44 protein-coding genes and 1 tRNA gene are annotated in these 23,983 nt (G+C 61.0%); 12 read left to right on the top strand and 33 right to left on the bottom strand.

Annotated elements, in window-relative coordinates:
• Position 1 precedes the first annotated feature (1 nt).
• The 14 genes from APH33_RS02550 to APH33_RS02485 all read right to left on the bottom strand — a co-directional run bounded on the left by APH33_RS02550 (position 2) and on the right by APH33_RS02485 (position 9,915).
• Positions 2–253 carry a DUF1799 domain-containing protein gene (locus APH33_RS02550; protein ID WP_054883632.1) on the bottom strand — a complete coding sequence of 84 codons (252 nt, stop codon included), beginning with the start codon at positions 251–253 and terminating at the stop codon, positions 2–4.
• A gap of 62 nt (positions 254–315) precedes the next feature.
• Positions 316–699 (bottom strand): phage tail assembly chaperone, encoded by a 384-nt coding sequence (locus APH33_RS02545; RefSeq protein WP_054883631.1) that lies wholly within the window; start codon positions 697–699, stop codon positions 316–318.
• A gap of 9 nt (positions 700–708) precedes the next feature.
• Positions 709–1,368 (bottom strand): phage tail protein, encoded by a 660-nt coding sequence (locus APH33_RS02540; RefSeq protein WP_054883630.1) that lies wholly within the window; start codon positions 1,366–1,368, stop codon positions 709–711.
• A gap of 39 nt (positions 1,369–1,407) precedes the next feature.
• Entirely contained in the window at positions 1,408–1,836 is a 429-nt protein-coding gene (locus tag APH33_RS02535) for a phage tail terminator-like protein (RefSeq protein ID WP_054883629.1), read from the bottom strand.
• Positions 1,833–2,504, bottom strand: coding sequence for a hypothetical protein (locus APH33_RS02530; RefSeq protein WP_054883628.1), 672 nt, complete (start codon positions 2,502–2,504; stop codon positions 1,833–1,835). Before APH33_RS02530 ends, APH33_RS02535 begins: the two co-directional genes overlap by 4 nt.
• Before the next feature lie 2 nt (positions 2,505–2,506).
• Positions 2,507–2,893: a hypothetical protein gene (locus APH33_RS02525; protein ID WP_054883627.1), complete on the bottom strand. Its 387-nt coding sequence runs from the start codon at positions 2,891–2,893 to the stop codon at positions 2,507–2,509.
• Position 2,894: 1 nt separating this feature from the next.
• The gene (locus APH33_RS02520) at positions 2,895–3,263 is read right to left on the bottom strand and encodes a hypothetical protein (RefSeq protein ID WP_054883626.1); all 369 of its coding nucleotides are present in this window, start codon (positions 3,261–3,263) and stop codon (positions 2,895–2,897) included.
• On the bottom strand, positions 3,263–3,559 hold the full coding sequence (locus tag APH33_RS02515; RefSeq protein ID WP_054572379.1) for a hypothetical protein: 297 nt from the start codon (positions 3,557–3,559) through the stop codon (positions 3,263–3,265). Before APH33_RS02515 ends, APH33_RS02520 begins: the two co-directional genes overlap by 1 nt.
• Before the next feature lie 42 nt (positions 3,560–3,601).
• Positions 3,602–4,570: a major capsid protein gene (locus tag APH33_RS02510; RefSeq protein WP_054572378.1), complete on the bottom strand. Its 969-nt coding sequence runs from the start codon at positions 4,568–4,570 to the stop codon at positions 3,602–3,604.
• Positions 4,571–4,579: 9 nt separating this feature from the next.
• A complete protein-coding gene (locus tag APH33_RS02505; RefSeq protein ID WP_054883625.1) occupies positions 4,580–5,326 on the bottom strand; it encodes a DUF6651 domain-containing protein in 747 nt (248 codons plus the stop codon).
• A 153-nt stretch (positions 5,327–5,479) separates the two neighbouring features.
• Positions 5,480–6,556, bottom strand: coding sequence for a hypothetical protein (locus tag APH33_RS02500; RefSeq protein WP_054883624.1), 1,077 nt, complete (start codon positions 6,554–6,556; stop codon positions 5,480–5,482).
• Positions 6,556–7,962 carry a DUF4055 domain-containing protein gene (locus APH33_RS02495; RefSeq protein ID WP_054883623.1) on the bottom strand — a complete coding sequence of 469 codons (1,407 nt, stop codon included), beginning with the start codon at positions 7,960–7,962 and terminating at the stop codon, positions 6,556–6,558. The genes APH33_RS02500 and APH33_RS02495 overlap by 1 nt, the downstream gene beginning before the upstream one ends.
• A gap of 2 nt (positions 7,963–7,964) precedes the next feature.
• Complete coding sequence (locus tag APH33_RS02490; RefSeq protein WP_054883622.1) at positions 7,965–9,284, bottom strand: terminase; 1,320 nt, start codon at positions 9,282–9,284, stop codon at positions 7,965–7,967.
• The gene (locus APH33_RS02485; protein WP_082433393.1) at positions 9,259–9,915 is read right to left on the bottom strand and encodes a terminase small subunit; all 657 of its coding nucleotides are present in this window, start codon (positions 9,913–9,915) and stop codon (positions 9,259–9,261) included. The genes APH33_RS02490 and APH33_RS02485 overlap by 26 nt, the downstream gene beginning before the upstream one ends.
• Positions 9,916–10,013: 98 nt before the next feature.
• Between APH33_RS02485 and APH33_RS02480 the strand changes: the two genes are divergently transcribed.
• A complete protein-coding gene (locus APH33_RS02480; RefSeq protein WP_054883621.1) occupies positions 10,014–10,220 on the top strand; it encodes a hypothetical protein in 207 nt (68 codons plus the stop codon).
• 79 nt (positions 10,221–10,299) lie between these two features.
• On the opposite strand, the gene APH33_RS02475 is transcribed toward APH33_RS02480, so the two are convergent.
• The 19 genes from APH33_RS02475 to APH33_RS02390 all read right to left on the bottom strand — a co-directional run bounded on the left by APH33_RS02475 (position 10,300) and on the right by APH33_RS02390 (position 18,201).
• Entirely contained in the window at positions 10,300–10,569 is a 270-nt protein-coding gene (locus tag APH33_RS02475; protein WP_054883620.1) for a hypothetical protein, read from the bottom strand.
• Positions 10,569–10,880 carry a hypothetical protein gene (locus APH33_RS02470; RefSeq protein ID WP_016711287.1) on the bottom strand — a complete coding sequence of 104 codons (312 nt, stop codon included), beginning with the start codon at positions 10,878–10,880 and terminating at the stop codon, positions 10,569–10,571. The genes APH33_RS02475 and APH33_RS02470 overlap by 1 nt, the downstream gene beginning before the upstream one ends.
• An 82-nt stretch (positions 10,881–10,962) precedes the next feature.
• Positions 10,963–11,039, bottom strand: a tRNA-Gly gene (locus APH33_RS02465).
• Between the two features lie 324 nt (positions 11,040–11,363).
• Positions 11,364–11,954 (bottom strand): hypothetical protein, encoded by a 591-nt coding sequence (locus APH33_RS02460; protein ID WP_054883619.1) that lies wholly within the window; start codon positions 11,952–11,954, stop codon positions 11,364–11,366.
• On the bottom strand, positions 11,945–12,073 hold the full coding sequence (locus APH33_RS27595; RefSeq protein ID WP_256218582.1) for a hypothetical protein: 129 nt from the start codon (positions 12,071–12,073) through the stop codon (positions 11,945–11,947). Before APH33_RS27595 ends, APH33_RS02460 begins: the two co-directional genes overlap by 10 nt.
• Complete coding sequence (locus APH33_RS02455) at positions 12,070–12,672, bottom strand: recombination protein NinG (protein ID WP_054883618.1); 603 nt, start codon at positions 12,670–12,672, stop codon at positions 12,070–12,072. The genes APH33_RS27595 and APH33_RS02455 overlap by 4 nt, the downstream gene beginning before the upstream one ends.
• Positions 12,663–12,986: a hypothetical protein gene (locus tag APH33_RS02450; protein ID WP_054883617.1), complete on the bottom strand. Its 324-nt coding sequence runs from the start codon at positions 12,984–12,986 to the stop codon at positions 12,663–12,665. Before APH33_RS02450 ends, APH33_RS02455 begins: the two co-directional genes overlap by 10 nt.
• The gene (locus tag APH33_RS02445) at positions 12,983–13,447 is read right to left on the bottom strand and encodes a recombination protein NinB (protein WP_054883616.1); all 465 of its coding nucleotides are present in this window, start codon (positions 13,445–13,447) and stop codon (positions 12,983–12,985) included. Before APH33_RS02445 ends, APH33_RS02450 begins: the two co-directional genes overlap by 4 nt.
• Positions 13,440–13,616, bottom strand: coding sequence for a hypothetical protein (locus APH33_RS27110; RefSeq protein ID WP_156351862.1), 177 nt, complete (start codon positions 13,614–13,616; stop codon positions 13,440–13,442). The genes APH33_RS02445 and APH33_RS27110 overlap by 8 nt, the downstream gene beginning before the upstream one ends.
• Complete coding sequence (locus tag APH33_RS02440; RefSeq protein ID WP_054883615.1) at positions 13,613–13,879, bottom strand: hypothetical protein; 267 nt, start codon at positions 13,877–13,879, stop codon at positions 13,613–13,615. The genes APH33_RS27110 and APH33_RS02440 overlap by 4 nt, the downstream gene beginning before the upstream one ends.
• Positions 13,879–14,217, bottom strand: a complete 339-nt coding sequence (locus APH33_RS02435) for a hypothetical protein (protein WP_054883614.1) — start codon at positions 14,215–14,217, stop codon at positions 13,879–13,881. The genes APH33_RS02440 and APH33_RS02435 overlap by 1 nt, the downstream gene beginning before the upstream one ends.
• Positions 14,217–14,426: a hypothetical protein gene (locus APH33_RS02430; protein WP_054881785.1), complete on the bottom strand. Its 210-nt coding sequence runs from the start codon at positions 14,424–14,426 to the stop codon at positions 14,217–14,219. Before APH33_RS02430 ends, APH33_RS02435 begins: the two co-directional genes overlap by 1 nt.
• Positions 14,426–15,187 carry a replication protein P gene (locus APH33_RS02425; RefSeq protein WP_054883613.1) on the bottom strand — a complete coding sequence of 254 codons (762 nt, stop codon included), beginning with the start codon at positions 15,185–15,187 and terminating at the stop codon, positions 14,426–14,428. The genes APH33_RS02430 and APH33_RS02425 overlap by 1 nt, the downstream gene beginning before the upstream one ends.
• On the bottom strand, positions 15,184–15,933 hold the full coding sequence (locus APH33_RS02420; RefSeq protein WP_054883612.1) for a helix-turn-helix domain-containing protein: 750 nt from the start codon (positions 15,931–15,933) through the stop codon (positions 15,184–15,186). Before APH33_RS02420 ends, APH33_RS02425 begins: the two co-directional genes overlap by 4 nt.
• On the bottom strand, positions 15,930–16,292 hold the full coding sequence (locus APH33_RS02415; RefSeq protein WP_054883611.1) for a hypothetical protein: 363 nt from the start codon (positions 16,290–16,292) through the stop codon (positions 15,930–15,932). Before APH33_RS02415 ends, APH33_RS02420 begins: the two co-directional genes overlap by 4 nt.
• Positions 16,289–16,639: a hypothetical protein gene (locus APH33_RS02410; protein ID WP_054883610.1), complete on the bottom strand. Its 351-nt coding sequence runs from the start codon at positions 16,637–16,639 to the stop codon at positions 16,289–16,291. The genes APH33_RS02415 and APH33_RS02410 overlap by 4 nt, the downstream gene beginning before the upstream one ends.
• 2 nt (positions 16,640–16,641) lie before the next feature.
• Entirely contained in the window at positions 16,642–17,424 is a 783-nt protein-coding gene (locus APH33_RS02405) for a KilA-N domain-containing protein (protein ID WP_139137824.1), read from the bottom strand.
• A 333-nt stretch (positions 17,425–17,757) separates the two neighbouring features.
• Positions 17,758–17,949, bottom strand: a complete 192-nt coding sequence (locus tag APH33_RS02395; protein WP_012053015.1) for a hypothetical protein — start codon at positions 17,947–17,949, stop codon at positions 17,758–17,760.
• A gap of 27 nt (positions 17,950–17,976) precedes the next feature.
• The gene (locus tag APH33_RS02390) at positions 17,977–18,201 is read right to left on the bottom strand and encodes a hypothetical protein (protein WP_054883609.1); all 225 of its coding nucleotides are present in this window, start codon (positions 18,199–18,201) and stop codon (positions 17,977–17,979) included.
• A gap of 99 nt (positions 18,202–18,300) precedes the next feature.
• Between APH33_RS02390 and APH33_RS02385 the strand changes: the two genes are divergently transcribed.
• The 11 genes from APH33_RS02385 to APH33_RS02345 all read left to right on the top strand — a co-directional run bounded on the left by APH33_RS02385 (position 18,301) and on the right by APH33_RS02345 (position 23,969).
• The gene (locus APH33_RS02385; protein WP_012273062.1) at positions 18,301–18,987 is read left to right on the top strand and encodes a LexA family transcriptional regulator; all 687 of its coding nucleotides are present in this window, start codon (positions 18,301–18,303) and stop codon (positions 18,985–18,987) included.
• 9 nt (positions 18,988–18,996) lie between these two features.
• On the top strand, positions 18,997–19,251 hold the full coding sequence (locus tag APH33_RS02380; protein ID WP_047934733.1) for a prophage PssSM-02: 255 nt from the start codon (positions 18,997–18,999) through the stop codon (positions 19,249–19,251).
• A gap of 202 nt (positions 19,252–19,453) precedes the next feature.
• Positions 19,454–20,290 carry a hypothetical protein gene (locus APH33_RS02375; protein WP_054883608.1) on the top strand — a complete coding sequence of 279 codons (837 nt, stop codon included), beginning with the start codon at positions 19,454–19,456 and terminating at the stop codon, positions 20,288–20,290.
• The gene (locus APH33_RS02370) at positions 20,280–20,816 is read left to right on the top strand and encodes a PIN domain-containing protein (RefSeq protein ID WP_082433391.1); all 537 of its coding nucleotides are present in this window, start codon (positions 20,280–20,282) and stop codon (positions 20,814–20,816) included. Before APH33_RS02375 ends, APH33_RS02370 begins: the two co-directional genes overlap by 11 nt.
• Positions 20,817–21,017: 201 nt before the next feature.
• Positions 21,018–21,263, top strand: a complete 246-nt coding sequence (locus APH33_RS02365; RefSeq protein WP_047934811.1) for a hypothetical protein — start codon at positions 21,018–21,020, stop codon at positions 21,261–21,263.
• A gap of 148 nt (positions 21,264–21,411) precedes the next feature.
• Positions 21,412–21,675 carry a DUF1654 domain-containing protein gene (locus tag APH33_RS02360; protein WP_256218581.1) on the top strand — a complete coding sequence of 88 codons (264 nt, stop codon included), beginning with the start codon at positions 21,412–21,414 and terminating at the stop codon, positions 21,673–21,675.
• A gap of 489 nt (positions 21,676–22,164) precedes the next feature.
• Positions 22,165–22,299: a hypothetical protein gene (locus APH33_RS27590; protein WP_256127438.1), complete on the top strand. Its 135-nt coding sequence runs from the start codon at positions 22,165–22,167 to the stop codon at positions 22,297–22,299.
• Between the two features lie 56 nt (positions 22,300–22,355).
• Positions 22,356–22,538, top strand: a complete 183-nt coding sequence (locus APH33_RS02355) for a hypothetical protein (RefSeq protein ID WP_054883606.1) — start codon at positions 22,356–22,358, stop codon at positions 22,536–22,538.
• Between the two features lie 534 nt (positions 22,539–23,072).
• A complete protein-coding gene (locus APH33_RS27105; RefSeq protein ID WP_155950787.1) occupies positions 23,073–23,237 on the top strand; it encodes a hypothetical protein in 165 nt (54 codons plus the stop codon).
• 184 nt (positions 23,238–23,421) lie between these two features.
• Complete coding sequence (locus tag APH33_RS02350; protein WP_054883605.1) at positions 23,422–23,661, top strand: hypothetical protein; 240 nt, start codon at positions 23,422–23,424, stop codon at positions 23,659–23,661.
• Complete coding sequence (locus tag APH33_RS02345; protein ID WP_054883604.1) at positions 23,658–23,969, top strand: hypothetical protein; 312 nt, start codon at positions 23,658–23,660, stop codon at positions 23,967–23,969. Before APH33_RS02350 ends, APH33_RS02345 begins: the two co-directional genes overlap by 4 nt.
• The last annotated feature ends 14 nt before the right edge of the window (positions 23,970–23,983 follow it).

Below are 23,983 nucleotides of genomic sequence, written 5' to 3'. Positions count from 1 at the left end.
TCTACTCCATCGATTCGGCCATGACGGCCAAGGCCTCAACCTCCATCACGCGGAGATCGGGGAAAATGTCGGTGAGGTCGCGGCGCTTGATGCCGAGCATTGCGGCCGTTGAGGGAATGGCGGTGTAGTCCAGGCCGGATGGGCCGCCCGAAGCCACCCGCCACTGCGTACCCATCGCATCGAACAGGCGGAAGGCCGGCCAGGCATCTGGCCAGACCTCCACCACCTCCTCCTCGATGTCCTCAAGGGTCAGGCCCAGCGCTGCCAGTTGCTCGGCGGACGGACCACGCTCGTAGCAGGCCCGGGCCGCCGCCTTCAGTTTCCCAGGCGGGCCGGACTGTAGGCGGCTTGGTAGGCGTCGATTACTGCCTTCGGTGCGCCGGTGCAGGTGCGCACCAGGTCGGCGATGGCCTCGGCGCTGAACTCGTCCTCCAGGTCCCAGCCTGTGACGATATCGCCCAGCTGCTCAGCCTGCAGGGCGATTTCACCGGTAGTGACCTCCTCCCAAGTCACCCCGTCCTTCTGGGCCTTTTCCGCCCAAGCGTCGCGCGCCTTGTTCCAGCGGTCGAACATTGCGGACAGGGCCACGCGGTCCATGTAGCGGAACTGGAATTCCACCGGTGCCGGCTCGGCGCCAATGCGCGGAACCTGCACCACGGCAGCGAAAGTGGGGCTCTGCGCGATTTTGATCTTCGCCATGAGAATTCCTTACGCGCCGGCCAGGTAACGAAGCGAACGAGCCGACAGGCCGACGCTGATGGTACGGGTCATCACGTTGTTCCGCTCCATTGTGGGGTCTGGAGTGATGCTGACGTAGCCCGGATACAGGATCTGGTCACCGTTTCGGAGCTTCATGCGGATCACCGCAAGCTCTTTTGAAGCGTCGTAACCCTCAACAGCCTCAACGTACGCAGCGGACGGCTGGTCCTCAACCACGATCGACAGGTTGGTCGGGTTGCGGTTGGTCGGGAACTGCTTGTCATCATCGTCTTCCAGATATCCGACGGTCGCATATTGCTGCTCACCGCCGGACGAGTTGAACGAAGTGACCTTGGAGATTTGCACCCAGTCGGACACGGGCAGCACAGAACCAACACCCGCACCAGCGGTAAAGCGCTCGACATCGCTGGTATCAAGGCCGGCCAGGGAGAACGCGTCGGCAGCAACAGCGGATGCCTTAACGGCACGGTCATTGATCAGCGCCCAGCCGGAGTTGACCAGCAGAACGTCGCCGTTCTGGATGGTGTGACCGGCAGCAGTCGCCACCGGAGGCTTCGCATTGGTCAGTGCGGTGAATGGAACTGCAGCGCCGATGACGCGTGCAATCTCCAGCACTGCGCCGTTTGGCAGCGGGAAGCGTGCGGCCATGGTTTGATTCCTCTTGATAGCCCGCCGGGCGGCGGTTGGTTATGCCCCAGCGGGCGGTAGATCCGCGACACCGCGGTAGGTGAAGCTGGCCGGGACCGTGTAGGTCGCCGACTCGGTAATGGTTGGCCCCTGGTCAACTGGTTCGGTGACCAGGCCCTCGAAGCCGTTGCGGCTGAGCTCCGAATCCACTCGGAAGAGGCTCGAAAGCTCCTCGACCAGACTCTCAGCGGTAGCCAGTGGCTGACCCGCCGGGCAAACGATGCTCACCTGGTAGACGCCGGTGTACTCGTAGGCATCGCTGCCCAGGTAGCGGCAGGTAGTGCCCGCCGGCAGCTGGAACGCTTGCAGGTAGGTTTCGTCGGGCCCGGCCTCGAAACCCTGCTCGAAGTTCGCGACCCTGATCGGGCGCGCCGTGGCCCAGGCCATCAGCTTGATCTCGATGGCCTGCCTGGCTCGTGCTTGGCTCATACTCGGTGGATCCTGATGGCTTCTTCGACGATGCGCTGGAAGTCGGCGACGGTGACACGCACCATGCCGGCAGGCGCCTGCGAACTGTGGCCGTACTCCAGAGGAAGGGCGTACGGAAGGTTGTTGACGATGTAGGCGGCCTCGCCAGCGGACAGATCACCGGCAGCCAGGAGAAGCCTGTCCAGCGTCTCGCCGGCGCTCTCGATTTCCTCGATCTCGCCTGCCGCCGGTACGCCGGTGGTGAGCTGCCAGTTACTGCGGAAGCGGCCGCCCACGTAGCCCTGGCCAACCCTCCGAACGCCGAACCCGAAGTTCTCGCGTTGCTCGCGCTTGGTCAGCGGCTTGCGCAGCCGCAGACCGCCCTTCAGGTTGCCGCTCTTGGTGTAGTTGGCCTGGTTGGATGTGATGCTGGCATTGATGGCCGCCGCCTTGGCGTTGTAGGCCGCGATCTGCTCCTCAGCGCTGCCTTGGGCCTCGACGTTAACCTTCCAGAGGTCAGGGTTGCCCACCGGTGACATGGTCACCAGCCTCCGGCCAACCATGATCACGACCTCACGGAAGGTCAGGTCCATCGACTCCTTGGCTGCCTCTGCGAACTGCTCCAATTGCGCAGCAAAGCTGCCATCCAGGCCGCCGTAGCGACTGGTCATGTGTGAGCCGCGGGCCATGGTCATTTCCTCAACTGGATGGTCCACGTAGCCTTGGCCGCGTCTTGCCCGACGTCCACGACTCGATAGCCGCTGATGCGATCGCCGATGGCAGGGATGGCAGGGGCCTCTGTGACCGTGTCGCCGTCCTTCACGAGTAGCTCGTTCTGCAGCGCTTTGAGGCGCACGTCTGACGCCAGGATGCGCGTGCCGTCGATCTCCCGGGCCTTGTACTGGCCGAAGACGCCACGACCGACATAGTGCAGCGTTGTCGCCGGCGTACTGCCGCCCTTCTCAGGGTCGTAGGTGCCAGGCACTGACCGGCTGCCATCGACTGCCGCCACTGCGTCGGCCAGGTCCGTATCGAAGGCCTTGGCCAGTTCGACCTGTAACTCACGTCGAAGCCCCATGTCACCCCCTGACGATCTTGACCTGGCCGTTGCCCAGATACCGCGCCAGCAGGGCCAAGGCGAACGACTCGCCCGCGCTGATGGCCTTGGATGTTGCCGAGTAGGTCTTGCTGCTCGACACGCCGTCAGCATCCACGGACTTGCTCAGCACGCCGGTTTCTTTCGCCTGGTACAGGTTGCCCACCGCCGCCTCCGCCGCCACCTCCGCGCCCGCCTGCACGACATCAGCGGGAACTGTGTCGAACTCGGGCAGGCCCTGGTTGGTGAGCCAGGTGTTGGCCATCAGCACCGCGCGCGCCTTCTTTTCATCCGCCGTCCAGGCCTGGCCCAGCAGCGCGTCGACCTGCTCGATGCTGATGTAGGTCGTCATTACGCGGCCCCGTCCAGCAGCTTCTGCAGGTCTTCCAGGGTGGCTTCAGGCGCGAACTGGACGCCCTTCTCGGTCAGCGCAGCCTGCAGCTTTGCCTTCTGCTCGGTTTCTTCAGCGGCTTTCTTTTCCGCTGCGGACTTGCTGGCCTTGGAGGCTTTGCCCTCCTTGATCGGCTCGGGATGCTCGTATCCCTCCGGCGCGAACTTGGCGTCGATGATCTTGTAGCCCTTGCGGCGCAGGAAGGTCTTGCGCTCTGCCGAGACCGGGTGCTGCTCGTAGATGATGCTCTCGCTCATGGCGATCTCCTGAGGAAGGCGCCCCGAAGGGCGCGGTACCGGTTACTTGGTGGCGTCGCCGATGGTCATGACGCCGGCCGAGCCCTTGATGCTGTTCGCCACCAGATCCCAGTTGGTGCCGGTGGACAGCTCGGAGTTGGTCGGCGACTTGCCGCCGTTGGCGGTGTCCCAGGTGTAGCCCTTGAGGCCCATGCCGAAGGTGTAGTCAGCCTGCATGGTGGTCTCGATGCGCTCCTTGCCGTTGGATGTCTCGATGTTGGTGATCAGGTCGGAACCATCCATCACCATCGCGGCGCCGTCGGCCAGGCTCAGCACCTTCTGCTTGTTCGGGGTGCCTGCCTCGTACAGCGCCGGGGCGTCGGTGACGATCACCGCCTTGCCCAAGACATCGACGACCAGAACGCCCCCGGCCTGGAAAAGCTGCTGGTTGTTGGCCAGGTTCTTGCCGATCAGGGCGTGATACTGCGCGCCGGTCATGACTTGGGCGATGAGTCGAGCCGAAGCATCGCCGAACAGCGCGTGAGCGCCGTTGATGGCGATATAGTCGACGCCAGCAGTGGCCGACACATCGTTGACCGCTCCCGGTTGGTTGCCGATTGCAGCAACCAGTGCAGCGATGGCGGTGTTCAGCTGGTCCGACACGATGGCCTCGGACAGGTTGCGGCTGATGACCTCCAGCGCCTCCTCGGGATTCTTCTGCACCCAGGACAGCTGGGCAGGCTCCCACAGGATCGGGCCGAAGCCGCCGGCGATCTTCACCGAGTCGTATTGTTTCTGCGACAGAGGGGTTGCGGCCTGGCTGCCGTTGGCGGCGTAACGGTCCACGCGGCGTTGTGCACCGTGCAGGCCGGCCCAGAACGATTCCTGCAGGAAGTCACCGTCGATACCTTGGGTGGTGAGGCGGATGGAGCCTGCAGATGCGGCGTTGAACTTATCGACATCCTGGGTAAGGGTTTCGATGGTGGCGTGGCGAAGGTATTCGTTGAACACCTTCATGTTCGAAAGGGCCATTGGGCCTCCTTATTCGCTTGCGGTCAGGCCCTTGATGGCTTCCAGGCGTTCAGCCTTGGTTCCACCGAAGTTGCCCTTCATGGTTTTGTGCTGGCCACCGCCGTTCGGCGCGCCGCCGCCATTGGCGCCGGAGCTCTTCAGGATGTGGTCGCGATGGGGGTACTGCGAGACGAGGGTTTCGAGCGCTTCGTTGAAGTCGGCCAGTTCACCCGGGCGAGCGCGGCTGAAGATCTTCTGGCCTTGGGTGTCGTAAGCGACGACCTTGCCTTCCTCGATCTTGAAGTTGCTGCCAAAGGCGGCCTGGACCATGTCAGCGGGAACAGCCATCTTCTCGGCGATGAACTGGGAGCGCGCGAAGCTGCCGCCGATCTTCTCGGCATACAGCTGCTGCTCGAAGGTCTGCGCCTTGCCGTTGGCTTCATCCAGCTGGGTTTGGAAGGCCTTGCTGATTTCGCCCTTCACCTTCTCGATCTCGCCGGCATCCACCAGCTTCTTGGCGTCGAGGTTGGCGACGATCTCCAGGGCTTTCTTGGCAGCCGCAGCATCTTCGATGCCTTCGAATGCCTTGGCGGTCTTCTCGAAGCCGTCGGCGCGCTCGCGGTGCGACTTGGCTTCGGCGTTCAGCCGGGTGATGGTGTTGCGGGTGCCTACAGCGTCGAAGGCGACCTCCTTGCCATCGTCCTCGACGTAGACCGGCTTGCCATCTTCGATCACGGCATACTGCTTGCCATCCACTTCAACGGTTTTGAGTTTCATCTCGTCTCTCTGGGCCATCCGGCCTGTAGGTGAGCCATCCGGCCCCAGTTGCGCCCCGTCCATCCGAACCGCAGGCAGAAAAAAGCCCCGCACGAGGCGAGGCCTTGAAGTTGCGCGCCACGAAATCGCAGGTGATGGATTCGTGGCGCGGTGTTACTTGAGCCGATCCTGCAGTTGCGCAAGCGTGAGTAGCTTTCCCTTGTCGTTGTAGAACGCGCTGAGCTTCAGCCCGCCCTCACGCATCAGTCGGCCACGTTCCGGCCCAAGGATCTCGTCCTGGCGCGCCGCCGACTGCTTGCTGAGCCATTCGGCGTAGGTGGTCGACTCTGATACTTGGCCGTCCATGCTCGCCCGCGTTGCTCCGTCGCTGAAACCCAGGGCCTTGGCGCTCTTGAGCACCGGGACCTTGGAGGAGCGGCAACAGAAGTGGATACGCCCCGGCCCCGCCAGCCACGGGATCGTGTGCCCGATGGGCTTGTAGGTGCCCAGCGTGTACGGCAGGCGGTCACGGATACGGCAGTCGGACGATGTGTGGTTATCCAGAGTACTCAGCCACTCAACGTGGCTGATGATGTCGCTGTTGGCCTCGTAGGCTGCGTCACTGGCTGTTTCAGCCGTGTGAGACACCGCAGACCGCACTACCGCCTCAACATCGCGCCTGGCCTTCTGGAGGGCTCCGTCGGCGTATTTCTGAACCCGGCTACCCATGACCGTGCGGACGATCTCCGCAGTGGTGCGCCCCTCGACAACGCCCGAGCGCACGGCATCGCGCACTGCGGCAGCGCGACTGGACTCGATGCCGGCCATCCACTCCCTCAGCAAGCGCCCCCGGAACGGTCGGGCCTGGGCGATCGCCTTCACCGCGCTGAACGCTGGTGAAACGACCGGGTACGCCTCCTGCACCAGGGCCGGGAGAACGGCGCGCAGCGCGCTTTGTTGGAACGCCAGCTCGTAGCTGATCAACCCGTCGGCCATCTGGTCCATGGCCAGGCGAATCTCAATGAAGGTCTGCTGGTTGATCCGCAGCACCGCCGACAGGGCGATATCGACAGCTGCGGCCGACAGGTCGGTGCCGAGGTTGTCGATGGCCTCGATCAACGCGGCGCGCAGGTCGGCGTCCTTGCTGTTGAGGATTTTGATGATCGTCACAACCTGACTGTTGCTCAGCCTGGACAGGTCGACCTCATGCCCGATCAGCTCGTTCAGCAGCTTCTCGTTGACCGTCTTCATCACAGCGTACCGAGGGACGGGCCCTGGGCCTCAATCTTCGCCAGTTCCTCTTCCCAGTCGTATTCGTCGCTGATCACGCCGCGGCGCTGCATCTCGGTGAACAGCGTCTCCTTACTGATCATCCCGGCATTGGCCATGGATACCAGCGTCGGCAGCGACACCTCCGGCATGTAGTCGACATCGAAGTTGCCGCGCATCTCGACCGTGCCGCCCTCGCCCAAGCCGCGGTAATCGGCCATGAACTGGAGCAGTTGAGCCAGGCAGTCGGCGAAGTGGTGCGCCATGCGTGCCAGTGGGGACAACTCCTGCGCCGCCTCCTCCTCCGCCTGAGTGGCGGTCTTGGTGGCCGTCTTGTCCGGCGTCAACAGCTTGGCCCCGGCCATACGCATCTCGTTGATCAGGTCCTGCAGCGCGGTGCGGCCCGACTCAACGGCCTGGCCGGTGTGCTCGACGTACTTGAGGTCACCGTCCTTGGGCAGATCGGTCAGTTGGCCGGTGCCAACCTTGAACTCTGGCGGGATCACCTTCCCCTGGTTGTCGTACTGGGTCTGGATTCCGATGCGAACCAGGATCGGCACGCGAATGACATGCAGGATGTTGTCCTGGTCGCTCTGGCTCTGCCAGTGCTTCACGTTCAGGTGTGCAAGCTCAATCAGCGGCGGCTTGGCCGTCATGAAGCCGGTCCGGCCCGTGTAGAAAGTGACCCATGGGATCGCGGTCAGGCTGTTGGTGCCTTCCTCGTGCAGCTCCCAGGTACCGCCAGAAGCGGGCTGCTTACCGCGCACGGCCTTGGCCGACCTGCGATAGGTTCGCCAGGCACCCAGCTCCAGCACGCGAATCTGCTCGACGCACTTGGCGCCGAATTCGCCATCCTCCTCCTCGACCACCTCGATGTAGCGGACCATGGTCAGCACACCGCCCTTGGAGCGCCAGCCCAGCACCTGCTCAGGCCTCACCATCACAACGTAGGGGCGAACACCGGCGGCCTGCTCGTCGGCCTGGGTCTTCAGTTCGCCCGCGGGAGGATGATCGACGAAGGCGTGGCACAGGCCGTGGCTCAGGCCCTCGGTGAAGAACCCGACAGCCCAGGAGTTGAGATCGTTGCCGGCGTGATCGATGTCCCTGGTCATCTCAACAATGGCTTCGGGCACATCGTCGCCCACCTGAAGCGGCTCGGCGAAGACGCGGGAGGTCATGTTGCCGACCGTCTCGGAGTACGCCGGCAGCAGGGTCGAAAGGCGCAGGCGCTCTTTGTAGGCCTCGTCGTCTTCGGCTGGATACTGCGGCAACAGGGTCTTGCCCGCCGCGCGCATTGCCATTGTCCCGCCCATGAGCGGCGAGATCACGGCCCAGTAGGCGCGCATCGCGTCGACAGCGGGCAGCGTGATGCTCGGGTTATCGCTCATGGTCACATTCTCAGGGATTGGCTTGTGGCCGTTGCCACGTTGATCGGGTATCGCTTGGCGATGAAGTAACCGGCGGCGTCGTTCATGTGGTCATGACCCTTCTTCGGGTCCTTGTCGGGTTCGCCATGCTTGTCGTAGGTCTGCCGCTCAAGGCACAGCGTCAGCTGCGGGCACTGGTCGATGTTGACCTTCAGCCGGCGCTCGCCGTAGGCGTTCATGAGCATGGCGTTGACCGAGTTCACCCGGTCTTTAACGCCTGGGTTCTGGCTGTCCACGATCACCGTGAAGCCAGCCTTGCGCAGCAAGGACAGGTCGGACTCGCTGGCGTTCTTGCTGCTGGTGTTCTGTCCGCTGGCGTCTGGATAGACGGCGATGCCGTGCCCGGGGAAGCGCGCCTTGATCTTCTCGATCATCTCCGGCGTGTCGCGCACTGAGTGGAACTCATCCAGGGCCAGCGGCAGGCCATCGCGGACGACGTAGACCACCGCGGCCATCTTCATGACGTTGAAGTCCATGCCGATGTGCAAGGCCTCTCCCGGCTTGATTCGCTCGTTGGTGCGGCTCTCGCTGCGGCTGAAGGTGTAGTAAACGACTCCGGCGTAGTTCTCGAAGCTGGCTTCGTACTCTTGCCGAAACGTGCGCGGGTCCATCTTTCGGCGTGCCGCGTCCAGCTCTTCAGCCGGTACGTTTCCGCCCTGCAGCGATGTGTAGAGCCAGCTCTTGTGGTCTGGCTCGCCACCGGTCTGGCCGTCGCGGTAGGTGTCGAAGCAATGGTTGAAGCCTTTCGGGGTGCCAATGCGCAGCGCATGTCCGCCCTTGCACTTGCCGACGCCAGGTACGACGTACTCGCACGTGGACAGCATCGGTCGCAGGACTTCTTCCCAGGCAGCCCATTTACAGTCCGCCCATTCGTCCACCAGGACGAAGAACAGGCCGGAGCCGCGCAGGTCGTCGTAGTTCTCCAGACCCACACAGCGAATCAGGTGCCCGCTCTTCAGCGTGATGAGCATGTCCGACTCGTTCGGCTTGCATTCCCGCCACTCTCGCGGGATGGCCTGCTTCAGTCGGCGCCAGAACACCCGGCGAGCCTGTTTCTGCGTCGGGGCTGCATACCAAATCTCATCCTCAACGCTAACGCCCCACTCAGCAGCCAGTCGGGCTGCGCGGCGCATCTCTGCCTTGCCGAGGAACGTCTTGCCGAATCGGCGACCACAGACCGCATCACGGAAGCGCGCATTGCGCTGGAAGCCCCACTGATAGATGTTCGCCTGCTTTGGCGTCAGCTTTACTGGCGGCTCAGAGGTGCGGGGTAGTCGGGCCATCTTCGTCAGGGCTCAAGGTGTACTCGGCCTGGGCGAACTCGCCCTCAACCTCTTTTGGTGGCTCAAGCTCACGGCGCAGCTTCTCGTTGGCCAGTCGCTTGTTCTCAACCTCGATTCGCTTCAGCTCGACATCCAGTTCAGCGTGCCCGGGAGCACTGAACATCCCAAGGTGCCGGCCGATATCGACCAGGGCGCCCTTCTTGTCGTGCAGCTTGACCTTCAGACCGTCGCGCCCTTGGGACACCTCAGCGATGGCGGCAGCAGTGTCATCGTCGATCACGGTCGAGTCGATGAGCGCCAAGCCGTGGTAAGGCACCATGTCTTCGGCGCCCTCATCATCCGCATCAGCCATGCGAACCATCGTCTCACCCCAGCGGACAACCTTGCGGATGTCGCTGAAGCCGATCTTGGCCAGTTCGCGTAGCACCATATCCTGGGTGATTGCCACCCTGCCGGAGCGCGCCTCCATGCCTGCTTGGATGGCCTTCTGAATGTCAACATTTGTCAACAGGCGATTTCCAGCTTGGCGAGCGGTCTTAGCGCTGAACCCTGCACGAATAGCGGCCTGTGTGGCATTCAGGTCGATCAGGTACTCGTCGACGAAGCGCTGCTGTTTTGCTGTCAGCGCCATAGGGAATCCTTGAGACTTCTGCGCCTCGCTCGGGCAGTACTTGAAATGGTGGCGTGTTGCCGGTATTGATGCGAATCCAATCACGCAAGGAGCTTCAAATGGCCAACGCCATCGAATCCATCGTCAACAACGCCATTAACGGTCGTGGCGGCAACGTTGACCGCCCTACTGCTGTAGCGGCAGCACTTGAACTGATCGCAGCGAAAGTCTCAAACGCTCCCAGCAACGGCGGAATTTTGTCTCAGGAGATGGACAACCTATCAAAGTACGCAGACCAGATCCAAGCAGCGCTTGCCAAGAAGTAAGCCATCGGGCGCCGCGCTAACCTGTGGCGCCACTTCTCCTCGCACCACGAAACGGCGCATCTCTGTTTTGTGGCGCGCCTTAGCGAGTCACGAACAAGTGCCCTCGCCTTGCCCACGCATACAGCACGATGCCGGCGTGAATCATCACGGTGAAGGGGCTGATCATGTTGACCTGCATTGCGGCCAGGAACGACCCGAATGCGCCAATGGCGACCAGGTAGAACGCAACCGACAGCATCGGCTGGTCTATGGGGCGAACGCGCCGTAGGTAGTCACAGGCGGCGATGACCACCAAGACGCACAGGAAGGCGTCCGTAGCGGCCATTGCCGACATGAGGGTCGTGTTCATCAGGTAGCTCCTTTGGCACCGAACTGTCCTACCAGTGACTTCAGAACTGGGATGATGTTCATTGCCAGGAGGCCTATCAGAAAGGCCACGCCGTATTGGGTTTCTCCGCTTGTGCCGAGGCTGAAGTAGCTGATGGCGAGCGGGGTGCAGAAGACTGCCGAAGCGAAGCCGGTGAAGAAGGCGGCGACCGCCTGGCCGCGGGTGAGGCCTCGCAGGAAGGTCAGCGAGAGGATCGCTCCTGCGAAGCCGCCAATGATCACGCCGTACTTCACCAGCAGGACGCCGGCAGTCGTGCTTGCTGGTTCGGCCATGAGTGGTTCCTAGAAGAAAAGGCCCGGAGGGGAGGCCCTATTGAGGGACCGGGCAAAGGTGCGGAGCAGCACTTAACGAATATGGAGCGGATACAGGGACTCGAACCCTGAGCCTCCGACTTGGAAGGACGGCGCTCTAACCGATTGAGCTACATCCGCTGATTTGCGTGTCTTTCCACGCCGCCCGCCGAAGACCATCGCAGCGCTGGCACCCCAATGCACCAGTCTCGCCGATCCGGTCACGCGCCACCCTGAAAGCATGTGAGGTCAGGGTGCGCGGGCTGCCGGTGTTTTTCCGTACACCACACTACCGGCTAGCAGTGTCCAGGCTGTCCCGTTAGGGCCTGCCCTGGCTGCAGTTGCGTTTCTTGCGCGCACAAAAAAGCCCAGCACTTGGCCGGGCTTTTGATTGGTGTTTGCCGAAGGCAAAACTGTAACAATGGCGATACGGTATCACCAGCCGAACGGGAACGCAATAGGGCCTCAAGCGGCCCTTTTCATTTCGTAGATTGCGGCGGCTACCGGGCTCAGTGCCTCCTTGTCCAGATCCTCACAGCAGTCGAAGGCCAGGCGGACGAATCCGGCCCAATCCCTCTCCCAGTTGGTCGACTCAAGCTTGACGTCGTAGTGCGCGACCATCCACGCACGGAAGCCCTCGGGCGACTCCAGCGGATCGTCGTTGGCCGACTGTCCGCCTTGGTGCATGTACCTGTACCGGGCCATGACGCCCTTGACCACGTACTCGAGCTTTTCTCGCTTGACCGCGGTCATTCGAGGCGAACGCTGCTGAACCATGAGGAAGACCACCTCCTCTGCCGTTTCCTTGTCATCCACGTCGAGGCGCGGCGCGTACATGAAGTGCCCAAACGCCTTGACGTGCGGCTTGAGCTTGTCGATTGCAGACTGCACACCGCCCGCGATTACCTGGTGAGCGGCATGGCCAGCGTGGCGCTGCCGTTCGGTGGTCTGCACCATGGCGCCCAGCAGGCCGAGCTGCTCGATGAATGAACCCTGGCTGTCCCAGGCCGTGTACAGGCAGTCATGCCAGGCTTGCCGTGCACTGTTCAGCTGCATTGGCCGTTCTCCTTCTTGCGGCGGCTCGCGATGCCCTTGGCGCGCACGACGCACCAGGTGGAAGCGATGGTCATGGCCAGCAGCAGCGCGCCGCCGGTATCTGCGATAGTCCAGGTCATGCCGCTGCCCTCCTCAGGTCTTTGAGCTTCTGCCTGTACAGAGCCTTGATGGCCTGCAGGTCTTCGATGGTCAGGCGCTGGGGCTTATGAGGCCCTTCGAGGAATTCCACGGCCTCGGCGCCGATGCGCTTCACCAGCCGGATGCGGTACTCGACCGCGTTACCCGACAGGTTCCGGTTGCACTTCACGCACTGGCGGTGGACGTTCAGCGGCTCGAACCGCAGCTCCGGGCAGGCGCCCACCGACCGGTAATGCCCGGCGTCCCAGCGGCTGCCGGTGATGAGGTCGTGGTCGCTCGGCAGCGAGTCGCAGCTGATGCACGGCAGGCCGGCGTCGCGCTCGCGGATGTAGGCGTTGAACGCGGTCTGGGCCTCGGCCATATGCTCGCGGCGGGTCTTCAGCTTCTCCCGGCGCTCCTGCAGGTCCTGGCGGGCCTGCTTCGTGATGGCCTTGGCCGCGACCTTCTGGAGCTTCGGGTCTTTGGCCATAGCCAGGGCGCAGGCCGGGCTGCAAACCTTCTGCGTCGATAGCATGGGCTTGAAGCGCTGACCGCAACCTGGTGCCTTGCACTTCTTCGGTTTGATCTCAGCTACACGCATGGCTCGGCCTCCTTGGCTTTCTGTTGCTCGCGCTCGAAGTCGCCGCGTAGGGGAATCAGGAAGCGCTCTTGAATCAAGAAAATGCCGCCGACATCGACGCGCCCACCATCCCCTACCGCTGTAGCTCCTTCAGCATGTACGGCCCACGCCACGTACCCGCTGGCATTCGTGGCCTTACTGCCATTTGGCGTATCGAACACCTGGCCAGGGGCAAGCTTGATCATCAGTTCTACGGCCCTGCCGATATTCGGTGACGTCCCAGTGCGAGATCCGGCAACCAGCGCCAGGTCGCCCGGTTTGAATTGATGACTCATGCCGCCTCCCACTGCTCAGGCATCTGCCCTTTGGGCTCGCTCCAGCGCACACCACGCTCGGCGCCGAACACGTACATGCACTCGATGACGTCGCCCAGCTCAGCCACGGACATACGCCGGGTGCTGACGCCAAGCATCACAACGCCGCCGTTGATGCCGGAGGCCATGCGCACCTCCTGGCGGGCAGCAGCAGTCATCAGCGCCTTCCAGTCCTCGCTGTCGAGCTTCTGCATGACGCCGTTCACCGGCCATTCAACTTGGCGCGCGATGTCCGCCAACATGGCCCAGAGCTTCGCGTTCTGCTCCAGAGTGCGACGGGACTTCACCGGGCGGACGATGATCTCGATGGCCCCGGCCACTGAAAGCTCAGTGGCGAACAGGTACGCCAGCCGGCATACGTCACGGACCCGGCTCGGGCCAGAGGACCAGAAGTGGCGAGGTTTTGCGATTGCTTCAGCCACGCTTCACCCCCTTGCGCGCGGCCTTGATCGCTCGGGCCGCCCTGATGAAGCCGCTCGCAGCGCCGCAGAGCATCGCCCAGGCCAGGTACATCGCGTACATAGCGAGCATCGCGCCGCCGGCGCCCATGACTGCGTAGCCAACGAGTTGAGCGAAATTATTCATGGTCATGGCTTCACCTTCAGGCCCTGGGACTCGATGGCGGCACGAACGTCATCTGCGTACAGAACTGGGCCGGCCATGGTCACGATGTCCTTTGGCAGCTCCACCACTACGGCCTCGCGGGAGGCCTGCCAGCCCTTCTGGAACGAATCCCAGTCGGCCTGGGCCATCGGATCGATGTAGTTGTTGCCCTTCGGCGGCTGGCGGCGATGGTCGCGCGAGTTGGTGCGCTCGAAGGCTTCGCGCATTTCACGCATCTTGTTGGTGTCCATCAGTGCTTCTCCTGCATGGCCTGGCCGATCGCAGCTGCGGCCAGAACGATGGCCCTGCGAACGCAGTCGTCTGAGTAAGTGGTGTGAGCGTCGGCTGTCTTGACCAGTACGCCCGGATGGCTTCCAGGCCCGTAGATGGTCAGATCGAGCTTCACCGCCAGGCGGAATGCATCACCGTCGTCTTCCAGTGGGTTCCAAGGCTCGAACCCGGACGGGTTGCCGGGCTCTACCTCAATCCCGAAGGTCGGCCCGTAGGCCAGACTGTCGTCGTACCAGCGGACAACGTAGCCAGCAGCCTTGGCGGCCATCTCCAGCAATTCGCGATCTGTCATGGTCATCACTTGCGCCCCTCAATCCGGTTCAGCACCCATGTGACCGGGATCGCCGCAAGCAGCACCACTGGCGTGATGTAGATCCCGAAGCGCACAGGCTTTGGCAGGTCCAGCGATATGGCGAACTCGCACCACAGATAGGCCATTACGGAACCCAGAACGATCACCGACGGAGCCAGGACGATCATCAGCACCGCTTTCAGATAGGTGCGCATCACACCCCCTCCCCGGCCGGCTGCCCGGCGCGCTTGATGTTCAACTTGGCCATCAGTTGTGCACGGCACGCGGCGGCGCTGGTTGGGATCTGCTGGATCTCCAGCAGCCGGACCTGGCGCTGGCTGGCGTACTCGTCGGCCAGCTGGGCAGCGCTCTTCTGGCTGTCGTGGCCGATGCCGGTTGCGATGTCGCCCAGAGGCTCGCCGGCGACCAGCATGCGGATCGTGATGTCGTAGGCCCGGGCAAATACCTTCTCGGCCCGCTCCACCTCCATCGACCCCAGGTTCTGCGCTTCGCACTGCAGGGCCGCGTGGCGTACCGCTGCGTGCGTCCAGACGCGTGACCCTGCCCTGCTGGGGTGGAAGTTCTCCAACGCCTCTGCCAGGGCCCGCGCAAGCGGCGGAATGCCCATCTCTTCGGGAGTCGGCTGGCACAGCTTGATGAACTTGCCGCTGCTCGGGGCGAAGTCGGTACCCAGCAACCGGCACTTCTGGATGCCGAAGCGGATCTGCTCGAGCGTGTTGATGCCCGCGGCGACGAAGGACTTGATCCAGCTGCGCTTGGCAGCCTTCAAGGCCTCGTCATCCGGCCAGGCCTGCTTCCACGCCGGGAAGATGGCCTGCAGCTCCTTGAACAGGGCGTTGACCACTTCGGTGGTGCCGGGGTCCAGTTGCTTCGACGGGGCCTGCACCTCGGCGGGCAGGTTGCGGGCCGTGGCCATGATCTGCGTCACGCTGCGCAGTTTTGGTTGTGCGCTCATAAGCCCCCCAGGTCGTTTGCCCAAGTGGTGTCGTTGAAGTCGGGACCGTTGCGGCGCTGGCCCTGCTGGGCGCCCGGCAGCACCTTCTCCGGGAACAGCCCGGTCCAGCCGTTGCTGATCGACTGGTTGATCACAGCGTCAGGCGAGTGGTGGCCGGCCAGCGTCTTGGCCTGCTTCTCGCAGGTGGTGGCGGTCAGTGGCTTGCGGATCTCTTTGCGGTGCTGGCACCAGTCGGCCCAGGTCTGCTCGCTGACGTTGGTTGGCTTGCAGGTCATCGGATCAAACTTCGGAGCCTTCTTCTTCGCCGAGGGAGCGGCAGCGACCGTCTGCTCTACTGGTTCAGTGACTGATTCAAAAGAGTGACTGGTTCTGGTGCTTTCTGGGCCTACACCCCCTGTAGGCTGTGGGCCTACACCTGTGCTTTCTGGGCCTACAGGGGTGCTGTTTGGGCCTACAGGGGTGCTGTTTGGGCCTACAGGTCGGCACAGGGTTATGCGGTACAGGTTCGAGCTGTTTCCCTTCGGCCCTTCGCGGTTTTCGATACGCACCAAGCCTTGAGCCTCCAAGTGCTTGATATGCTTGCGAACGGTGCTCCGGTCGATCTCGCACTGGTCGGCGATGTGTTGATACGACGGCCAGCACTCGCCCTGGTCGCTCGCGTTGTCGGCCAGCTTGATGAGCACCAGCTTGCGCAGCGGATTGCCGACCTTGGTCTTCATGGCCTTGACCATTAGTTCCATGCTCATTTACCGCGCTCCTGGGTCATGGCGGCATCCCAGTACGACTCGAACGCATCCTTCAGCCGGCCACTCAGGTCCAGGGCAGCTACGTGCTGACCCTCAGAGGCGCAGGCGTCGACATCCTCGATTTCGTCCAGCAGATAGCCTTCGACGTAGGCCTTGGCCTTGTCGCGGAGTTCGCGCAGAGCCAGAAGCTCTCGATAGAAGCCAGCGGGAACGCGAGCCTTCTGCAGCCAATCGTTCTCGGCCCTGAGCTTGTCGTAGGCCTCAGCCATCACGACATCAGGGCCGTGAGGGTCGTAGCTGATGCGGTTTCCTGCTTCGGAAAGCATCTTGACCACCTTGTAACGATGGACTTCGCTCATGCTGCACCCCGCACGGCCTTGTCGTGGGTGTGAAGGCCATCCCCGGCGCATTCACATGCAGCGGCGAGGGACGCTACAGCCCGCTCATGGCGGCGCCTTGCGTTGTACTCGGCCTTCTTCGCCGCCTGGACACGTTCGTATTGGGAGTTGGTGAACATCATCACCGGCAGGAAGTCGTCGTTATCTGGATCGAATTTCCCCTCTGGCCGGCCATGGGCCTGGAAGTAGGTGTCGTACATCGAGCGCAGCTCAGCCTTGAGGGCCTTGGTTGCAGTCGAAGCCTTATGCAGATCAAGGGCCGTCATGGCCGCCCGCTCTACCAGTTGCTGATAGGTAATGGTGGGCATGGTCAGAACTCCAGGCGCTTGATTTCGGACAGCAGCGCACGACTGTGACGCTGGATGTAGATCTGGCTGAGCTTCTTCTTGCGGGACTCGAAGTCCATGCCAACGTCAATCAGGGAGGCATTCACGCGCTGAAGGTGCTCGATGCAGCGGATTTCGCACGGGGTCAGGTGGTCTCGGATCGAGTCAGTCGGGCTGATGCAGTGCGCCGCCCGGTATGCCTTCGAAGGCATGCCCAGAGCGATGCGGTTGATCAGGTCGAACTCGTTGCTGAAGTGGTAGTGTTTAACGTCCTTGCCGACAGACAGGCGACCATGCTTGATGGCCTCGGTCAGGGCTGGGGCCTCAAGGCGCGCTCTCTCACGGGCCTGGCGCCCCTCCACCAACTGGATGTGCCCGACAACTACGGCATCGAAGGTGCGGATTACGTGCAGGTGGAACGCAGGGCTTATCCACATGGCATAGCTGTAGATGAGGTCCCGGCTGGCATAGGTGCCGCCGTATCGACCTGCCTTCGACTCGACAGGTTTAAAACCCGGATTTTCCGTAATTAGAAAACCCTCGATTTCCTTGGTTGCTTGAAGGCTCAACCATTCGTTTGGCCTGATGTCCTTCACAACCCCATCAGCCTTTGCGGCCTTCTCCAGGTCGTTCAGGGAATAGCGCCCCTCGCTGTCTTGCCGGATTTTCACCCCACAGATAGCGATTGGCTTATCACGCGCCACGAAATCGTGGTTCGCATTTTGTGGCGCGAAGGCCACGGTATTGCTTTGGATGGTCTGATGCATATATGATGACCTCACACAAGCGTTACGAATGCAGTACAAGAAACCGGGCGGCCACCCGGTTTTTTTGCGTCTGCGTTTTGGGTGATAGTTCTTTCAACGGCAGTTCCTCATGAGTCCCTCAGGGGCTTATTAGCCCTTGCGAAACGACCGAACGTTGCTTCGGCCAGGCTCTGTTCTCGTCATGCGGTCGAGAGCCTCATTGATGATTCGTGCCGCCAGTTGCTCAGGGGTTAAGCCCTTCTGCCTGGCGAGATACGCCAGATCCGAATTGCCCTTCCCGTCGAGCTGGATTCCCAGCTCTTTGCTTTCTGGCACAGGGCCTCCTCGGCCACTTCAGGCCACGTCAGTCTTCGCGTTAAGCTCTTGCATCATCTGGTCGAGACCGCGCTCCAGAATTTCCCTGGCGAGAACGGCCTTTTGGGTGCGCTTGAATCGAGCCATGGCCGAGAGCAGATCGTCGGCAGCCTCATCCAAGCGAACCTTGGTGGGCTTGTTGTGCAGGTGGTCGGGGTCGAAGTACGACACGGTTGGTTCCTTTGTGGTTGAAAGTGGTTAAGCAGCAGTTTTCTTTGCGCTAGCGCTGGGCTGGGAAGCGTCTTCCTGGGCTTCTTCCTCCAGGGCCTTGAAGACGTCCGGGCGAGCTACGCGCAGGAACATCATTCGGGCACGAGGAATGCCGTGCTTTTTCCAATCGCTCACCGATGGCGGGCGTACCTCGCACAGCTCGGCTACGCGAAATGTCCCGCCCAGAGCTTCGATAATTGCGCTGGGGTTCATGCCTGGGTTCTCCGGCTGGAATCTTAGGTAGTGATATTAGGCATACCTTTTATTTAGGTCAATAGGAATACCTTAGATGCCAGGTGTTAGGCTGTCCTAATGAGCACACTTCAAGAGCGTTTGCGCCAGGTCATGGCTGGCCCACCGAAAATCACGCAGGCCTCACTAGCCCGCGCCTGTGGAATCACGGCGCCCTCGGTGAATGATTGGCTTTCGGGCAAGACCAAAACTATCGAGGGGCAAAACCTGCTCCTTGCCGCTGAGCACTTGGGCGTTACACCCAAGTGGCTGGCAACCGGAAGGGGGGCAATGAAAAAATCGCCATCTGGCGAAGTAGAGAGCTCAAATGTGGAAGCCGCTTTGCAGCCCACAAGATCCTTCTCCTACCCCGAAATCAGTTGGGTTCAGGCCGGTATCGCTAGGGAGGCGGTCGAGATGGGTAACATAGCTCTATGCCCTCAGCACACGTCTGACGTATGGGCTGGCGAGGACGCCTTCTGGCTAAGGGTGATTGGCGACTCGATGACATTGTCTTCGGGAAGTCCGTCATTCCCTGAGGGCTTCCTGATTCTGATAGCTCCAGACATTGAGCCAAGGCCGGGGCAGTTTGTCGTAGCTAGGATGACCAGCACCAACGAAGCGACTTTCAAACAGCTTGTTCGCGATGCTGGGGAGCTATACCTGAAGCCTCTGAACTCGGCGTACCCGACCAGAGCTGTTGATGACGCATGGGAGATCGTTGGCACGGTCGTCGACGGCAAAATGCCCAAATCGGTATTCCTGTAGGGCGCGGCCATGACGCTAACCAAACCCAACCAAGAACTCCGCCGCGACCTTCAAGGCCTTGCATCTGACCTCAAGTGGTCAGCCGTCGAGCTGAAACGGATTGCTGAGCGCATCAGCCTGTCCGGGAATGACCCAGATGCTCAAGCCGTACTGAGGATGTGCCGGTCCTTTCAGGACGCCGAGGAAAGGCTTGCCGGATATGCAGAGGAAACCCACCTGGGGCTAATTGTCCGGGTAAAGACACCTTGCGAGGTGCCAGAGTGAGGATCCGCCGGGCTGGGGAGGATCGGTTGGTGGGGTATGGGGATGAGGTGATGGTGGGGCGGATACTTCGGGCGAAAGAGTAGCTTCGGCAGGGTGCCGAGAGGAGTGATGGAGCAATCCGTTTGGCAGCAAAAACCAAAACTTGCATCGCCCCCATGTAAGATAAATATTTAGGGCTCATGCACACGCGGCAGCATTGATTATGGATAGAGCAATTGAAAAGCTAGTCGTGCCTGAGAAGGTCTTGCGACTGCACATGGAAGGAATAGATGAGCTCGGCGGTGACGTCCGCCTTGGCTCGTTCATTGATAAGCTTTCCTGCCTCAAGGCGGCGCTTGCCGAAACCGAGAGCCTGATGGCCAGCGGAGCACACACGAAGGTAGATTTTGTGGTGAGCGAACTGAGCCATAGCAGCCCGGCGATGATCGGGCTTCGCGGGATAGACCATGCTGATAGCGCAGTAAATGCGGGCAGCATCATGGACGAATTGGCTCGCTTCATAATCAGCGTCCGTGCCAACACCGAGGCTGTAACCTCTGACAAAGCAAAGCTAATCGGCCACCTGAGAAAGTTAGCTAGCGGCGTTGGAGAGAGGTTTTCCAGAATATGGATCGATGGCCCCGGTCTGAAAGTAATAAAGTTCGACGAGGCGGCGGCCAAGGCTTTTGAGCAAGCTCTTCCAGATACGAGAAGAGAGATTGGCAGCTTCAAAGGAACGGTCAAACGTTATTCTGGAATCAACAATCAGCTTTACTTCAAGATTGTCCCCCCAGTGGGGGGTATGGAAATAAAGTGCACATTTACATCTAAGTTGCTTTCCCAGGCCGCCGCTGCAGTAGAGAACACGGCTACCGTTGAGGGCGAGCTTAAGTACTACGGCGACGATTTTTGGCCTTACGAAATTAAGGTCACGACCATTGAGATACACCCTAAAGATTCCGATCTGCCTACCCTGGCCGGCCTAGCAGGGTCCGAGCCGGAGATCGGTGGGGAGCAGGATGCTGAAGATTATGTAAGGGAGCTGCGTAGTGGCTGGTAAGCGGTCTATTGTATATTGGGATACATCAGCGTTCTTGGCATTGCTTAAATCTGAAAGCGGGCATGGGAAGGGAGTGCTCGAATCCCTTACATCACAAGCTGGTGCCTTTGATAGGGGCGATATTATTCTCGCTACATCAACCATAGGCGTCATGGAGGTTTTATCCTCCAACATTACAGACGAAGGGAGAGATAAATTTGAGCTCATGCTGCGCAGGAGTAACTTCCAGCTCGTTATGGCAAATGAGGCAGTCGCTCGCCAAGCTGCATCCCTGCGGAAGCATTGCTATCTATCAGGAAAGGGCGCGGGAAGTACGGAGTATCTTGTGAGCCCGGCAGATGCCATTCATGTAACCTCCGCGATGATACTGCATTCAGACTTATTGGTGACGCTGGACAGCAAAACGAAGGCACGGAAGCAAGAGCTCGCCATGACCGCCGTATCATCGTTCTATCCGGTACCAGGACTGCACCCAGTAAGCATCATGCGTCCTAGTCTTGGCATGATCGGGACCGACTTGCTGTAGCTCTCCTTCTGAGAAGTGCGGCCCGCGCCTGGCTTGTCGCATCTGCGCGACCCGCTTCGGCGGGCTTTTTCATGCCTTCACGCTTTTTTCACGCCCTACCCTGCACAGTGAAGGCTCATCCGATTTCCCTACGTTAGCCCGCATAGCAGTGCGGGCTTTTCTTTGCCTGCTAGGCTCTCCTCATCAGCACGAGGAAACGCCATGACCGACCTTCCAGACGATCCGACCCCAGCCCTGCTCAGCCGACTAAACCAAAACATCAATGCTCTCGGCGCTGCAATCGAGGAGATTGGAATCTGGATCGACCAGCGGGGGTCGACTGATACGTCCGAGCGGATAAGCGAGCATCTTGAAGTGCTTTCGGATAACAGCGACGCCATAGCCGAGCTGCTGGTGGACCTAATCGCTAGGTGGAAACCCGAAGGCCAGAGCGACGAAACAGATTGAGCTGACCAGGCTAAAGATCCCTCTCTGCCCACTTCGGTGGGCTTTTTTATGCCTGCCCACCAAAAGAGTACAAATGTGCTCTATCCAGTATTGCCACTGACCTCCACATTATTTACTGTACATCCATACAGCTAATGGAGTTTTCACCGTGGCCAAAACCAAGACAGCATCCAAGTCCCAAGCCCCTACCCCGCCTACGCGATACGAGCTGATGGGCGCCCGCATCCAGAAGATCGTCAATTCCCCAGCAGCTCAAAGCTCACGCTCCGTCATCCTAGCCAAGGCCGACTATGAGGCCCAGGAAGATTGGGAGCGCTTCCTTGACGAGGTGGCCGAGAACGACAATGTGACCATCGCTCCGTGCGAGGACGGCTCCGTCCGGCTGAGCTGGGTCATATCCAAGGAAGACTGATTTCAGCATCCCTCTTTGCCCACCTAGAGTGGGCTTTTTTGTGCCTGAGCGAAAAAAGTTAGGAATACCTATTGACGAGAAAAGAAGGAATGCCTAATGTTCACATCACCGGGCGGCGCTACACAGCCCCTCGGGAGGCCCTCAAGCCTAACCGCTCTTTAACAACCCAATCGCAGAAAGGCTGCCAGCCAGCGAAACGACTAACGCACCGGGCGTGGGCGACTCCCACCCTGCTGCGCTGTATCGGATAGCCCTGGCAGCCCAAACCAGAAAACGTATGGAAAGAAATCATCGCCCAGTCGCAGGTGGCGGGTAACAGCGACCTGGAACACCCGTTGAGCTGTAGCGCCCGGCATGCCGGCGCATCGGTCAACACGACATTCGATTTGAGCCAGCGACCGACGCCAGTAGCGGGTCGCGGCGCACCACGAGATTCACTGAAGCACCTGGGCGACCGGGTGCTTTGGGAATCCACTGGAGGAACACGACATGAACCGCAAGCAATTCCGCAAAGCCCGCGTCGCCGTGAAGTCCGACCGCATCAACAACACATGCAACTGCCTCGTCCCCGGTTACGAGAAGGCGCTGATCCTTGAGCTGATGCACCGCCCGCGCTCCTGGTGATTTCGCTCGCAGCCATTTCCAAGAGTGGCTGCTGGGAAATCAACCGGAGAACCGTCATGACTCAACAACCCCAAGCGCCAGTGAAATGCGCCCGCTGCTACCAGCCGGTAGAGAAGCCGATCTACCGAACCATCCACTTCATCGGCTTTGACCGTGGCAGGCGGGCATCCATGAGCGAGAACCTGCCGTTTTGCAGCGAAGAGCACGCCAGTCACGAGCAAATGAGCCGAGAAGGCTGACGATTTCACTGGCTGGCCTTGGCGACAGGGCCAGACGGGAAATCAACCGAGGCTATCGATATGCGCCATATACAGTACCGACTTGCCCACGACTGCCCTCAGTGCGGTGCAAAAGACGCAAAAGACGAATGGGGCGGAGCTCGCATGTGGAGTACCTCATGGGGTCACGGCTTCAGCTGCTGTAGCGAAGAATGCGGTATCGCGCTTGCCAAAACAGTGATCCCCGACCAAGAGACAAAAGCTGGTAGGAAGCGCCTGAAAGCCCTCTGGGAGAAGCTGGCTGGTCAGGCGGAATACATTCTCTCTGGCGAGCCGTACCCCGGATACCCATGGCGGTGATGATCAGAACAACCAGCGCCACGTCCGCCTGACGTTAACTGCCCGATGCCCTGCTCCCCATCGCAGGGTTCATCGGACTGGGCTCGGATGAGCTGCAAGCAAACAGCGGGGTGGCCACCTCGACGCTGATAACCGGTCGATTGCCCAGCCTTCACGAGCCCAGTCCGATGCACCCCGCATCATCAGGAGAACCCCATGAAACACGCAGCAGCTATCGCCCAGCTGGAGGTCAGCGCTCAGGTTTGCGAAACCAACGCGCCGATCAACGAGGCCGAGGGTAATCACGAGCAAGCCAAGCTTGAGCGTGACAACGCAGCGGCCTACCGGGTGGCAATCGCCCACCTCAAGGCTGACCAGTAACACCCTTTTTGCAGGCGAGTCCGAGGGCATCAGCTGGCCAGACTCGACGCATCCCGGGCAGCGCCGGGCGCCTGCACCCCTTCCCTTCACATACGACCGCATCGGCAGGCGCCAGGCCACCTTTCACGGTGGGTTTGGTCACCCGCGCCTGGCTCCTGGCCAATGCGGTCCAGAGGACTCACCTATGTGCGATTGCAGACAGAAATTCGAAAAGGCAGCAGCAGATCGTCATCCGGAAATCACCGGCGCCAAGGCGACCCTGCAGGGTTACATGCTGATCCCGGCCGGGCGCCAATATGCGGAATGCGAGATCGTCGGCACCAGAACCACCGCCAAAGGCAAGGAAGTGAAAGCCAAAGCAACCATCAACGTGCTCGGCAACTACTGCATGTTCTGCGGTGAGAAGCACCCGGAGGCAGCATGAGCCAATACACGGATGCGGTCATGAGTGCGGCGCAATCGCTGGAGAAGGCTGAGGCCGCCCACAAGCTCGCGGTCGAGCGGCTCGCTGCTGTTCGCGGACACTGCGGTCAGCGCGGCTATTCGGTGACAGTCAACGGCGTGACGGTAGCGGTTTCGGAGTGCGACAGCCGAACCTATCAAGGAACGCTGATCCGAGGTAGGGAAATGATCCACCTTGGAGCGCTTAAGGCCCTTGGCGCCGAACTTGATGCTGCTGAAAAGCGCGTCCTTGAGTGGCGCGCCTACCTGGCATCAATCGTTATCAAGTAAACCACGACTGGAGG

This window comes from Pseudomonas sp. NBRC 111130, assembly GCF_001320485.1.
Lineage (GTDB): Bacteria > Pseudomonadota > Gammaproteobacteria > Pseudomonadales > Pseudomonadaceae > Aquipseudomonas > Aquipseudomonas vlassakiae.
The sequence above is the reverse complement of the archived record's forward strand: the minus strand, read 5'-3'. Positions and strand labels throughout refer to the sequence as shown.

Excerpts from the sequence above, each read along its gene's own strand:
- APH33_RS02545 (WP_054883631.1), bottom strand. The coding sequence starts at position 699 with ATGGCGAAGATCAAAATCGCGCAGAGCCCCACTTTCGCTGCCGTGGTG.
- APH33_RS02540 (WP_054883630.1), bottom strand. The coding sequence starts at position 1,368 with ATGGCCGCACGCTTCCCGCTGCCAAACGGCGCAGTGCTGGAGATTGCA.
- APH33_RS02535 (WP_054883629.1), bottom strand. The coding sequence starts at position 1,836 with ATGAGCCAAGCACGAGCCAGGCAGGCCATCGAGATCAAGCTGATGGCC.
- APH33_RS02530 (WP_054883628.1), bottom strand. The coding sequence starts at position 2,504 with ATGGCCCGCGGCTCACACATGACCAGTCGCTACGGCGGCCTGGATGGC.
- APH33_RS02525 (WP_054883627.1), bottom strand. The coding sequence starts at position 2,893 with ATGGGGCTTCGACGTGAGTTACAGGTCGAACTGGCCAAGGCCTTCGAT.
- APH33_RS02520 (WP_054883626.1), bottom strand. The coding sequence starts at position 3,263 with ATGACGACCTACATCAGCATCGAGCAGGTCGACGCGCTGCTGGGCCAG.
- APH33_RS02515 (WP_054572379.1), bottom strand. The coding sequence starts at position 3,559 with ATGAGCGAGAGCATCATCTACGAGCAGCACCCGGTCTCGGCAGAGCGC.
- APH33_RS02510 (WP_054572378.1), bottom strand. The coding sequence starts at position 4,570 with ATGGCCCTTTCGAACATGAAGGTGTTCAACGAATACCTTCGCCACGCC.
- APH33_RS02505 (WP_054883625.1), bottom strand. The coding sequence starts at position 5,326 with ATGAAACTCAAAACCGTTGAAGTGGATGGCAAGCAGTATGCCGTGATC.
- APH33_RS02500 (WP_054883624.1), bottom strand. The coding sequence starts at position 6,556 with ATGAAGACGGTCAACGAGAAGCTGCTGAACGAGCTGATCGGGCATGAG.
- APH33_RS02495 (WP_054883623.1), bottom strand. The coding sequence starts at position 7,962 with ATGAGCGATAACCCGAGCATCACGCTGCCCGCTGTCGACGCGATGCGC.
- APH33_RS02490 (WP_054883622.1), bottom strand. The coding sequence starts at position 9,284 with ATGGCCCGACTACCCCGCACCTCTGAGCCGCCAGTAAAGCTGACGCCA.
- APH33_RS02485 (WP_082433393.1), bottom strand. The coding sequence starts at position 9,915 with ATGGCGCTGACAGCAAAACAGCAGCGCTTCGTCGACGAGTACCTGATC.
- APH33_RS02480 (WP_054883621.1), top strand. The coding sequence starts at position 10,014 with ATGGCCAACGCCATCGAATCCATCGTCAACAACGCCATTAACGGTCGT.
- APH33_RS02475 (WP_054883620.1), bottom strand. The coding sequence starts at position 10,569 with ATGAACACGACCCTCATGTCGGCAATGGCCGCTACGGACGCCTTCCTG.
- APH33_RS02470 (WP_016711287.1), bottom strand. The coding sequence starts at position 10,880 with ATGGCCGAACCAGCAAGCACGACTGCCGGCGTCCTGCTGGTGAAGTAC.
- APH33_RS02460 (WP_054883619.1), bottom strand. The coding sequence starts at position 11,954 with ATGCAGCTGAACAGTGCACGGCAAGCCTGGCATGACTGCCTGTACACG.
- APH33_RS27595 (WP_256218582.1), bottom strand. The coding sequence starts at position 12,073 with ATGACCTGGACTATCGCAGATACCGGCGGCGCGCTGCTGCTGGCCATG.
- APH33_RS02455 (WP_054883618.1), bottom strand. The coding sequence starts at position 12,672 with ATGCGTGTAGCTGAGATCAAACCGAAGAAGTGCAAGGCACCAGGTTGC.
- APH33_RS02450 (WP_054883617.1), bottom strand. The coding sequence starts at position 12,986 with ATGAGTCATCAATTCAAACCGGGCGACCTGGCGCTGGTTGCCGGATCT.
- APH33_RS27110 (WP_156351862.1), bottom strand. The coding sequence starts at position 13,616 with ATGACCATGAATAATTTCGCTCAACTCGTTGGCTACGCAGTCATGGGC.
- APH33_RS02440 (WP_054883615.1), bottom strand. The coding sequence starts at position 13,879 with ATGGACACCAACAAGATGCGTGAAATGCGCGAAGCCTTCGAGCGCACC.
- APH33_RS02435 (WP_054883614.1), bottom strand. The coding sequence starts at position 14,217 with ATGACCATGACAGATCGCGAATTGCTGGAGATGGCCGCCAAGGCTGCT.
- APH33_RS02430 (WP_054881785.1), bottom strand. The coding sequence starts at position 14,426 with ATGCGCACCTATCTGAAAGCGGTGCTGATGATCGTCCTGGCTCCGTCG.
- APH33_RS02425 (WP_054883613.1), bottom strand. The coding sequence starts at position 15,187 with ATGAGCGCACAACCAAAACTGCGCAGCGTGACGCAGATCATGGCCACG.
- APH33_RS02420 (WP_054883612.1), bottom strand. The coding sequence starts at position 15,933 with ATGAGCATGGAACTAATGGTCAAGGCCATGAAGACCAAGGTCGGCAAT.
- APH33_RS02415 (WP_054883611.1), bottom strand. The coding sequence starts at position 16,292 with ATGAGCGAAGTCCATCGTTACAAGGTGGTCAAGATGCTTTCCGAAGCA.
- APH33_RS02410 (WP_054883610.1), bottom strand. The coding sequence starts at position 16,639 with ATGCCCACCATTACCTATCAGCAACTGGTAGAGCGGGCGGCCATGACG.
- APH33_RS02405 (WP_139137824.1), bottom strand. The coding sequence starts at position 17,424 with ATGCATCAGACCATCCAAAGCAATACCGTGGCCTTCGCGCCACAAAAT.
- APH33_RS02390 (WP_054883609.1), bottom strand. The coding sequence starts at position 18,201 with ATGAACCCCAGCGCAATTATCGAAGCTCTGGGCGGGACATTTCGCGTA.
- APH33_RS02385 (WP_012273062.1), top strand. The coding sequence starts at position 18,301 with ATGAGCACACTTCAAGAGCGTTTGCGCCAGGTCATGGCTGGCCCACCG.
- APH33_RS02380 (WP_047934733.1), top strand. The coding sequence starts at position 18,997 with ATGACGCTAACCAAACCCAACCAAGAACTCCGCCGCGACCTTCAAGGC.
- APH33_RS02375 (WP_054883608.1), top strand. The coding sequence starts at position 19,454 with ATGGATAGAGCAATTGAAAAGCTAGTCGTGCCTGAGAAGGTCTTGCGA.
- APH33_RS02365 (WP_047934811.1), top strand. The coding sequence starts at position 21,018 with ATGACCGACCTTCCAGACGATCCGACCCCAGCCCTGCTCAGCCGACTA.
- APH33_RS27590 (WP_256127438.1), top strand. The coding sequence starts at position 22,165 with ATGAACCGCAAGCAATTCCGCAAAGCCCGCGTCGCCGTGAAGTCCGAC.
- APH33_RS02355 (WP_054883606.1), top strand. The coding sequence starts at position 22,356 with ATGACTCAACAACCCCAAGCGCCAGTGAAATGCGCCCGCTGCTACCAG.
- APH33_RS27105 (WP_155950787.1), top strand. The coding sequence starts at position 23,073 with ATGAAACACGCAGCAGCTATCGCCCAGCTGGAGGTCAGCGCTCAGGTT.
- APH33_RS02350 (WP_054883605.1), top strand. The coding sequence starts at position 23,422 with ATGTGCGATTGCAGACAGAAATTCGAAAAGGCAGCAGCAGATCGTCAT.
- APH33_RS02345 (WP_054883604.1), top strand. The coding sequence starts at position 23,658 with ATGAGCCAATACACGGATGCGGTCATGAGTGCGGCGCAATCGCTGGAG.